Source organism: Lysinibacillus sp. GbtcB16, assembly GCF_019091145.1.
Lineage (GTDB): Bacteria > Bacillota > Bacilli > Bacillales_A > Planococcaceae > Lysinibacillus > Lysinibacillus fusiformis.
Genome location: NZ_JAGXJV010000004.1, coordinates 199,918 through 210,344, shown reverse-complemented (window position 1 = coordinate 210,344; position 10,427 = coordinate 199,918). Strand labels below are relative to the sequence as shown.

General features: G+C 36.8%; 7 protein-coding genes. All 7 read right to left on the bottom strand.

The window, feature by feature from the left end; genetic code table 11:
* Window positions 1-395 precede the first annotated feature (395 nt).
* The 7 genes from KVT27_RS17130 to dnaA all read right to left on the bottom strand — a co-directional run bounded on the left by KVT27_RS17130 (window position 396) and on the right by dnaA (window position 10,294).
* A complete protein-coding gene (locus KVT27_RS17130; RefSeq protein WP_008177998.1) occupies window positions 396-1,478 on the bottom strand; it encodes an HD-GYP domain-containing protein in 1,083 nt (360 codons plus the stop codon).
* A 141-nt stretch (window positions 1,479-1,619) separates the two neighbouring features.
* Entirely contained in the window at window positions 1,620-4,085 is a 2,466-nt protein-coding gene (gene gyrA, locus KVT27_RS17125; RefSeq protein ID WP_036121938.1) for a DNA gyrase subunit A, read from the bottom strand.
* A gap of 25 nt (window positions 4,086-4,110) precedes the next feature.
* Window positions 4,111-6,045, bottom strand: a complete 1,935-nt coding sequence (gene gyrB / locus KVT27_RS17120; protein ID WP_051998070.1) for a DNA topoisomerase (ATP-hydrolyzing) subunit B — start codon at window positions 6,043-6,045, stop codon at window positions 4,111-4,113.
* Between the two features lie 92 nt (window positions 6,046-6,137).
* Window positions 6,138-7,253 (bottom strand): DNA replication/repair protein RecF, encoded by a 1,116-nt coding sequence (gene recF, locus KVT27_RS17115; protein ID WP_036121935.1) that lies wholly within the window; start codon window positions 7,251-7,253, stop codon window positions 6,138-6,140.
* 3 nt (window positions 7,254-7,256) lie between these two features.
* Complete coding sequence (gene yaaA, locus KVT27_RS17110) at window positions 7,257-7,481, bottom strand: S4 domain-containing protein YaaA (RefSeq protein WP_012291830.1); 225 nt, start codon at window positions 7,479-7,481, stop codon at window positions 7,257-7,259.
* 111 nt (window positions 7,482-7,592) lie between these two features.
* Window positions 7,593-8,729 (bottom strand): DNA polymerase III subunit beta, encoded by a 1,137-nt coding sequence (dnaN, locus tag KVT27_RS17105; protein WP_036121931.1) that lies wholly within the window; start codon window positions 8,727-8,729, stop codon window positions 7,593-7,595.
* Between the two features lie 170 nt (window positions 8,730-8,899).
* Complete coding sequence (gene dnaA / locus KVT27_RS17100) at window positions 8,900-10,294, bottom strand: chromosomal replication initiator protein DnaA (RefSeq protein ID WP_369794276.1); 1,395 nt, start codon at window positions 10,292-10,294, stop codon at window positions 8,900-8,902.
* Window positions 10,295-10,427 lie beyond the last annotated feature (133 nt).

Sequence of the window (10,427 nt, the reverse complement as noted above, 5' to 3'; positions counted from 1 at the left end):
AAAAGAAATTTGATTAGCTCAAATTGTTTTGCTGGCATCAATTTTGATGTCCAAAATTTTGTTTCGTTCACTAGCTAAGCTAGCTACTAAAAACTTTATTGATTACGTTTTGCTTGTTCAGTTTTCAAGGTTCATGTTGTTTATTTCAGCGTCACCTCTTGGCGACTCACTAATAATATCAAGATTCGACAACTATGTCAACATATTATCAAAAAATATTTCAATAGATTATATTTTAACGATTCAAACACTTGATACTAAGTAAAAATAGTATATTGCCTGCAGAAGAGAAGGTGGGAAACTGAAGGTACTATACTTATATAACCGTATACCTCTCCACTTTATAATCCTCACTATAAATGAAAAAAAGGCAGCCATAATTATGGCTTGCCTTTCTACAAATTAGTAATGATTCGAGAAATATAAAAACTGCGGTTTTTTCCTAAATCAAAAATTTCGCCTGTATGAACTAATTTAATGAGAGGACGTGTGGGTGCAAACTTATTTACAAACATGACTTCTCCACGCTCTAGGTTAGAAAGTTCAACAATCGTACCTATAGGGAGATCCGCAACAATATCGATTAATGCACGTACCACTTTAATATCAAACTTACCGAACTCAGATTCATTAATCATTTCTATTACTTTAAACGATGATTGCTTTGACCTATATACACGTTCACAAGTCATGGCATGGAATACATCTGCCACAGCAATGATTTGCGCAAAGATAGAAATATTAGCGATTTTTTCGCCTTTCGGATACCCGCTTCCATTTAAACGTTCATGGTGTTGAAATATTGCCTCTTTCATAGTTTCTTTTAAAATGGTTAAATCCTTCACCATGTTATAGCTATAAATTGGATGTTTATAAATTTCATCAAACTCCTGCTCAGTAAGAGGTGTCTTTTTATCTCGAATACGAGGGTGTACTTTAGCCATTCCACAATCAGCTAATAGGCCACCTATGGCAATTTGAATTGTTGTCCCTCTATCATAGCCTAACTTTTGAGCAACTACAGAGGAAATCAAAGCTGTTGCTACACTATGGTGATATAAATAGTCCTTAGGGTTAGAAAACTCATTTAAATCAAAAATAATTGTTCGATCTTCCAAGACCATTTCTACCAAAGGCAATATAATGGTTCTTGCTTTGGCTATATCTACTTTAGCACCCGCTTCCCAATTTTTAAATTCCTTTTTAAATTGTTCAATAGAATGATTATAAGACTTCCTAAAAGTCGGAATATCCTCTACTACTACTTCTACATCAATTTCTTTCTTTTCCGACCGAATATCGTTTTGATTTTTATAAACAGGGACGTTAAAAATATTAAATGCCTGAAAAACTTGTAAATGTACATGGGAAATCATTGTATCTTTAAAGATGATAGGATACTGTGTATTAGCAAAAATATCTTCAGAAATTACTCTACCAACACCTAACTCTGAAATTGGAACATGTATTGTTTCCATGAAATGAACACCTCTCCACTTTAACTTGCTTCAAATAAGGGTACTTTTATTTTATCATGTAATTCAAAATAATTACTTATTTTTCATTATTTATAATAAAAAACCGATGAACGACATGAACGCTGTCGTCATCGGTTTAAATTATTCCTCTATGTCCTCTTCGTCTTCAGGCGATTCTTCTGCTTTTTCAACCTTAGCCACAGTTGCAACCAATTCTTCATCACCTAAGCGAATTAAACGAACACCCTGTGTGCTACGCCCAATTAATGAAATATCATTAACATCCATACGAATAAGCATACCGTTAATAGTAATAAGCATAAGATCCTCTGAACCATCAACTGTTTTCACAGCCACCATCGGACCATTTTTATCAGTAATTTGCATTGTTTTTAATCCAACGCCACCACGGCTTTGTAAACGATAATCATCTTCAGAAGTACGTTTACCATAACCTTTTTCAGTAACTACTAAAATTTCTTGTCCTGGTTCAACAATCTCCATACCCACTACTTCGTCACCATCACGAAGTTTAATACCTCGTACACCACCAGCTGTACGTCCCATAGAACGAATATCATCTTCTTGGAAACGAACAAGCATACCATCACGTGTACCAATGATAATTTGCTTATCCCCATCTGTTAAACGAACAGATATAAGATCATCATCTTCTCGTAAACTGATAGCTATTAAACCATTCGTACGAATGTTGGCAAATTGTGATACAGGTGTACGTTTCGTAATACCCGTTTTAGTTGTAAAGATAAAGTACGCATCTTCATCAAATGATCCAACACGAATCATCGCTGTTACTTTCTCACCTTTATCGATATTGAGCAAGTTAACAATCGGTAGCCCTTTAGCTGTACGACCATACTCTGGAATTTCGTAACCTTTCGCTCTAAATACTTTACCTTTGGAAGTAAAGAATAGAATTGTATCATGTGTAGAGGTATTCATAAGATGCTCTACAAAGTCATCTTCGTTTGTACCCATACCCTGAACACCACGACCACCGCGTTTCTGACTACGATATGTATTCGCAGCTAAACGTTTAATATAGCCGTTATGCGTTAAAGTAACGACTGAATTTTCAACAGGAATTAGATCCTCATCTTCAATCATTTCAATACCGCCAGAAGTAATTTCAGTGCGGCGTGTATCACTATAGCGGTCTTTCAGCTCTAAAATTTCAGTACGAATGATATCAACAATTTTTGCTTCGTCCGCTAAAATTGCCTTTAATTCAGCGATTAGAACCTGAAGCTCTTGATATTCCGCTTCAATTTTTTCACGCTCTAAGCCACTTAAACGAACTAAACGCATATCTAAAATTGCTTGAGCTTGTCGTTCTGATAGATTAAAACGCTCCATTAATTGAGGCTTCGCTTCTTCACCACTACGTGAACCACGAATAATCGCAATTATTTCATCAATATGATCTAATGCAATTCGTAAGCCTTCTAAAATATGTGCACGGTCTTCTGCTTTTCGAAGATCGAATTCAGTACGACGACGAATAATAACTTTTTGGTGCTCTAAATAATGGTATAGCATTTCTTTTAAGCCTAATACCTTTGGCTGACCATTTACTAATGACAGCATATTGATACCAAAGCTTGATTGCATAGCTGTTTGTTTGTATAGATTATTTAACACTACATTTGCATTTGCATCTTTTCGTACCTCGATAACTACCCGCATACCACGACGGTCTGACTCATCACGTAAATTCGTAATACCATCGATTTTTTTATCACGGACAAGCTCTGCGATTTTTTCAATCAGCTTAGCCTTATTTACTTGGTATGGTAATTCATGAACAAGGATAGTTTCCTTACCATTTGCCTTTTGCTCAATTTCCACCTTGGCACGAATAATAATAGAACCACGGCCAGATTCATAGGCTCTACGAATCCCACTACGGCCTAAAATTAATCCGCCAGTAGGGAAATCTGGGCCAGGGATGATTTCCATCAATTCCTCTGTAGTAATCGCTGGGTTTTCAGAAAGTGCTATAACCGCATCAATCGTTTCTCCCAAATGGTGAGGAGGAATATTTGTGGCCATACCAACCGCAATCCCTGCAGCACCGTTTACTAATAAGTTTGGATAACGACTTGGTAAAACAATCGGTTCTTTTTCAGAGCCATCATAGTTATCTGTATAATCAATTGTGTCTTTATTGATATCACGTAGCATTTCCATCGCAATTTTAGACATACGTGATTCTGTATAACGCATAGCTGCCGCTCCATCACCATCAACAGAACCAAAGTTCCCATGACCGTCAACAAGCATATAACGATAGCTGAAATCTTGCGCCATACGTACCATAGCATCATAAATGGAAGAGTCACCATGTGGATGGTACTTACCCATAACATCCCCAACAATACGTGCTGATTTTTTGTAAGGTTTATCTGCTGTATTTCCTAACTCCTGCATCCCATATAAAATACGACGATGTACTGGTTTTAATCCATCACGTACATCAGGTAATGCACGTGAAACAATTACACTCATTGCATAATCAAGAAAGGATGTTTCAATTTCTTCTGTAATATTAATTCCTTTAACACCGGAGCGTTCTTGTTCTGACAAAGTGTAGACCTCCTCTCAAGAAAAATTAGATATCTAAATTAGCGTAAACGGCATTTTCCTCAATAAATTGACGACGAGGTTCAACTTCATCGCCCATTAAACGCTCAAATGCTTGGTTAGCCTTAATTGCATCATCTAATTCTACTTGTAATAATGTACGGTGCTCTGGATCCATTGTAGTATCCCAAAGTTGTTCAGCATTCATTTCACCAAGACCTTTATAGCGTTGTACATTAGGTTTTGGCATTTTTGGTAGTCGTTCTAAAATTTCTTTTAATGTTTCATCATCATAGCAATATTCAACATGCTTACCTTGTTTCACTTGATAAAGTGGTGGCTGTGCAATGTAAATATAGCCTGCCTCTACAAGTGGACGAAGGAAACGGAAGAAGAATGTTAAAAGCAATGTACGAATATGCGCTCCATCAACATCGGCATCTGTCATAATAATGATTTTATGATAACGGGCCTTTTCTAAATTGAATTCTTCTCCAATACCAGTACCGAATGCTGTAATCATTGCACGGATTTCTGCGTTGGATAAAATCTTATCTAAGCGTGCCTTTTCAACATTGAGAATTTTCCCACGCAAAGGCAATATCGCTTGGAAGTGACGATCACGACCTGATTTAGCTGACCCTCCCGCAGAATCACCCTCAACAATATAGATTTCACATTCAGCTGGATTCGTTGAAGAACAGTCCGCCAATTTACCAGGCAAGCTTGACACTTCAAGTGCATTTTTACGACGTGTAAACTCACGGGCCTTTTTGGCTGCTACACGAGCACGAGCTGCCATTAAACCTTTTTCAACTACTTTGCGAGCAACAGTTGGATTTTCCAACATAAATCGTTCAAAGCCATCCGAGAATAAAGCGTTAGTAATTTGACTTACTTCTGAGTTCCCTAGCTTTGTTTTTGTTTGCCCCTCAAATTGAGGATCTGGATGTTTAACAGAGACAATGGCTGTTAAACCTTCACGGACATCCTCACCTGTCAAATTGGCATCAGCTTCTTTCAATAATCCACCTTTTCGTGCGTAATCATTAATGACGCGTGTAAGAGCTGTTTTAAAACCAGACTCATGTGTACCACCTTCATACGTATTAATGTTATTAGCAAATGAAAAAATATTAGAAGAGAATCCAGCATTATATTGCATAGCAATCTCAACCGAGATACCATCTTTTTCTCCAAGTACATCAATAGGATCATGAATAGGCTCTTTAGATTGATTTAGGTGCTCAACATATGAACGAATACCACCTTCATAGTGATATGTAGTTGAACGCTCTTCACCTTCACGCTCATCGGCAATGGTAATTCTGATTCCACGATTTAAATAAGCCAATTCACGAATACGATGAGCTAAAATATCATACTCATAAACAGTAGTTTCTTTAAAAATTTCCGGGTCCGCTTTAAATCGTGTTGTTGTTCCATTACGATCTGTATCGCCAATAATCTTTAGTTCTTGTATCGTTTTTCCACGTTGGAATTTGATTTCATGAATATGACCTTCACGGTGAACTTGCACAATCGTTTCAACAGAAAGAGCATTAACAACGGATGCCCCTACTCCATGTAGACCACCTGAAACTTTGTATCCTCCACCGCCAAATTTACCACCAGCATGTAAAACTGTCATGATAACTTCAACAGCAGGCTTACCCATCTTTTCTTGAATGCTGACCGGAATACCACGACCGTTATCTTCTACGCGAATCCAGTTTTCTTTTTCTATTGTTACTTGTATATCAGTACAAAATCCTGCTAGAGCTTCATCGATACTATTATCAACGATTTCCCATACTAAGTGGTGTAACCCTTTTGAGCTTGTAGAACCGATATACATCCCTGGTCTTTTACGTACTGCCTCTAAACCTTCTAATACCTGTATCTGATCGGCCTCATAAGCTTGGTTTTGTAAACCTTCGTTCTCTATAGCCACGGCTTTCATCTACTCCTTCATAACATCATTGTGTGTAAATGAATGAACAGTCAACCGAGCTGACTATTACCATTCTTTTGTAATCTAAAAAACTACCCTGGCTAACTTTTTTCAATCGCACCTTGTTTCACGTGGAACAGTTGGGCCTGCTCCATTGTTTCATGATGAATTCCTTCAACACTTGTAGTTGTGACAAAGGTTTGCACTTCACCTTGAATGGTATTTAATAAATGCGATTGACGATAATCATCGAGTTCCGACAAGACATCATCTAAAAGTAGTATGGGTGTTTCATTTGTTTCTTGTTTAATTAATTCAATTTCAGCAAGTTTTAAAGACAATGCGGTTGTACGCTGTTGTCCTTGCGAGCCATATGTTTGCACATCATAGCCATTTACTAAAAACTGCAAATCATCACGATGTGGACCTACTAACGTCACACCTCTGTCAAATTCGCGTTCTCTTGCTTCTATCAATTTTTGATGTAAAGTATTTTCAATTTCGCTAGAAGAATGTTCTTTTTCTATTCCAGCTACCGTACGATATTTTATAACGAGCGTTTCCTTCCCTTGTGATATACCTGCATGTATAGGTTCAGCCCACTCCTGCAATAAATCCATAAATTGAAATCTTTTACGAATAATTTGGGTAGCTGCATGAATATATTGTTCATTATAAACCTCATACATCACATCATTTGACATGGACTTGCCCTGGTTCATCTTTAAGAAATGGTTACGTTGTTTTAAAACTTTTTGAAAGGTTAATAAATCATGTAAATAGACAGGCGAAATTTGCCCAATCTCCATATCAATAAAACGTCGGCGTATTTGCGGACTACCCTTTACAACGTTTAAATCCTCTGGTGCAAACATTACGACGTTCATTTGGCCAATATAATGACTAAGGCGACTTTGCTCTATATGATTTATCTTGCCCTTTTTACCCTTCTTTGTAATCGTAAGCTCAATCGGTAAAATACCATGTCTTTTTTGAACGGCCCCTTCTATTTTACCATAGTCTGAATCCCAACGTATCAATTCTTTATCGTTCGTTGTTCGATGGGATTTAGCCATTGCTAATACGTAGATAGACTCCATAACATTTGTTTTTCCTTGAGCATTTTCACCAATGAAAACATTAATTTTTGGAGAGAAGTTTAAAGCTAAGGCATCATAATTACGGTAATTTGTAAGTTTTATTTGTTCAATATGCATAGTTTATTGCCCAGTTGGTCCTACGATCTGAAAACGACCACATCCTGGTATATTTACAACGTCTCCGTTACGTAATTTCCGACCTCGACGATCGTCTACTTCTCCATTGACATATACAGCATTTTCCTGTAAAAACCACTTCGCCATTCCACCTGAACTAATGGCATCAGATATTTTTAATAGCTGCCCTAACGTGATGAACTCCTCATCGATTTTAATGTCCTGCATAGTGTGTTCCCCTCCAAATACAGACTGACTATCTCTCTATCATACCTAAAATTTCGCCATAAGTAAAAAAGATAGCCGCAAATTGCGACTATCCTAACAGATCTTAAATTTTTAGTAAGTACGTACAGGTAAAATTAATTGTAAAATTGCATCGTCATGAACCGAGCGTAAAATAAACGGTCTCATTGCGCCTGTAAATTGAATGACTACATCTTGGCCGTCGATTGCCTTCAATGCCTCCATCATATATTTGGCACTAAAAGAAATTTTCAGGCCTTCTCCTTCTAATGACTCAACAGGAATTTCCTCTTGTACTTTACCGATTTCAGGTGAATTAGAAGAAACCTCAACTGCTTGGTTGCCTAATATTTCAAAACGGACAACATTATTACGGTCTCCTCTTGCTACTAGTGAGGCACGGTCAATAGCTTGTAATAAAGATTTTCCGTTAATCGTTACATTAGTTTGATATTCTTCAGGAATTAAGCGAGAAGTGTCTGGGTAATTTCCTTCTAGTAAACGAGAGAAGAATAAAACATCCCCTGTTTTAAATAATACTTGTTGACTTGTAATAACAATTTGAACAAGATTTGTAGAATCCTCTAGTACTTTATTTAACTCATTTAAACTTTTTCCTGGGATAACAACACTATGTTCAACTTCTGGTAAATTTTCTAGTTGCACCTTACGTCTTGCTAAACGGTGACTATCTGTTGCAACACAGATTAATGTTTCATTTTTAATTTGCCAGTTTACACCTGTCAACACCGGTCTACTTTCTGAAGTGGCAACTGCAAACACTGTTTCACGAATAATTGTTTTTAGAAGATCAGCAGGAATAGTAAATTTTTGATCTTCCGTTAATTCTGGTAATAATGGGTATTCAGCTGCATCAGAACCAATTAAGTGGAACTCAGATTTACCAGAGCGAATATGAGTTTGGAAACCAGGTGTTACTTGGATTTCAACATCATTTGTTGGTAATTTACGTACAATTTCATTAAACATACGGGCTTGTACAACTATTGATCCTGTTTCTGCAATGTGAATAATCTGTTGTCCATCTTCCTCAACAGGGATAAATGTTTGAATTGTAATATCCGCATCACTACCTGTTAAGCGAATACCTTCTTCTGTCACATCAATTTTAATCCCTGTTAAAATCGGAATAGTTGTTTTAGAACTTACTGCTTTCATGACATCATTTAAACCCTCTAATAAACGGTCACGTAAAATATCAAATTTCATTCGTTTTCCCTCACATATTTATATTATTTATTTATATAAAATAAAAAAGATATAGTAATAGGCTCTGTGGATTTGTGGATAAGTGCCTTTTTATGAATAAAATCAGTCTATCCACATGTAGATAGACTGTGTATAAGTTTGTGTTTAAATAGTAGGATTGTCCACAGTAATTACTTCCCTAGCATGCTACGAATTTGTTTAACATCTTGTTGAAGCTGGACGTCATTTTTCAACAAAGAAGATATTTTTTCGTGAGCATGAATCACAGTTGTATGATCACGTCCGCCAAATTCTTCACCAATTTTCGGCAGCGAAAAATCTGTTAATTCGCGTGATAAATACATGGCAATTTGGCGAGGAAAAGCAATTAGCTTTGTACGCTTTTTCGCCGCAAAATCTTCTAAACGTATACTAAAATGCTCACCAACAGCATTTTGAATGTCTAATATTGTCACAGTTCGTGGCTTTGAATTAGGAATGATATCCTTTAGTGCCTCTGCAGCAAGTGCCGCATTAATATCTTTGTTAACGAGTGACGAATAGGCAACGACGCGAATAAGCGCACCTTCAAGCTCCCTAATATTGGAGTCAATCTGGTTCGCAATATAGAGCATCACCTCATTGGGTACCTCTAAACCATCTGCTTTTGCTTTTTTACGCAGAATAGCAATACGTGTTTCCAAATCAGGAGGTGCAATATCCGTTATTAATCCCCATTCAAAACGTGAACGTAGACGATCCTCTAATGTTGGAATTTCCTTTGGAGGTCGGTCACTCGATATAACAATTTGCTTGGATTCTTCATGTAAAGTATTAAACGTGTGGAAAAATTCTTCTTGAGTTGATTCTTTTCCAGCAAGGAATTGAATATCATCAATTAGCAGTACATCCACATTGCGGTATTTATTGCGAAAATCAAGTGCTTTGTTATCACGAATAGAGTTAATAAATTCATTTGTAAATTTTTCAGATGATAAATAGACTACTTTTGCATTTGGATTATGCTCTAAAACATAATGACCAATGGCATGCATTAAGTGCGTCTTACCAAGCCCAACTCCCCCATAAATGAAGAAAGGGTTATAAGCCTTTGCAGGTGCTTCAGCAACTGCTAGAGAGGCAGCATGTGCAAAGCGGTTACCAGAGCCAATAACAAACGTATCAAAAGTATACTTCGGGTTTAACATACCCGGTGAAATATCATGGTGATCGTTATTCTTTGCTTGGATAATCGGCGCCGGCAAATCAAAATCGTCCGAATCCTGGTTTTTTTGAACAACAAATTTAATAAGCAAGTCTTCGCCTGTAAGCTCCGTTAATATACCTGTAATCAAATGAATATAATGATTCTCAAGCCAATCTCGAGCAAACGAATTTGGCGCAGCAATTGTCACAGTTGAACCACTGCCATTGTAGGACAGTAATTTGGTAGACTTTAGCCACGTTTCGAAGCTTGGTTTAGAAATTTTTTGTTCAACTTGAGCCAGGACATTATTCCATAATTCTTCTAAATGTTCCAAGCTACTAATCTCCTTTACAGTGTTCAATACATAAAAACATTGCATTTATAGAAATGGCAAATACGTTCATTTTACAACTCGTCCACATAATCACAAGTTGTGGATAAAAGTTAACCAAAGGCTGTGATAAAAATTATCCACAGCATATTAACAGTTGTGGATAATTAAAATGTTCATT

Excerpts from the sequence above, each read along its gene's own strand:
- KVT27_RS17130 (WP_008177998.1), bottom strand. The coding sequence starts at position 1,478 with ATGGAAACAATACATGTTCCAATTTCAGAGTTAGGTGTTGGTAGAGTA.
- gyrB (WP_051998070.1), bottom strand. The coding sequence starts at position 6,045 with ATGAAAGCCGTGGCTATAGAGAACGAAGGTTTACAAAACCAAGCTTAT.
- recF (WP_036121935.1), bottom strand. The coding sequence starts at position 7,253 with ATGCATATTGAACAAATAAAACTTACAAATTACCGTAATTATGATGCC.
- yaaA (WP_012291830.1), bottom strand. The coding sequence starts at position 7,481 with ATGCAGGACATTAAAATCGATGAGGAGTTCATCACGTTAGGGCAGCTA.
- dnaN (WP_036121931.1), bottom strand. The coding sequence starts at position 8,729 with ATGAAATTTGATATTTTACGTGACCGTTTATTAGAGGGTTTAAATGAT.
- dnaA (WP_369794276.1), bottom strand. The coding sequence starts at position 10,294 with ATGCAATGTTTTTATGTATTGAACACTGTAAAGGAGATTAGTAGCTTG.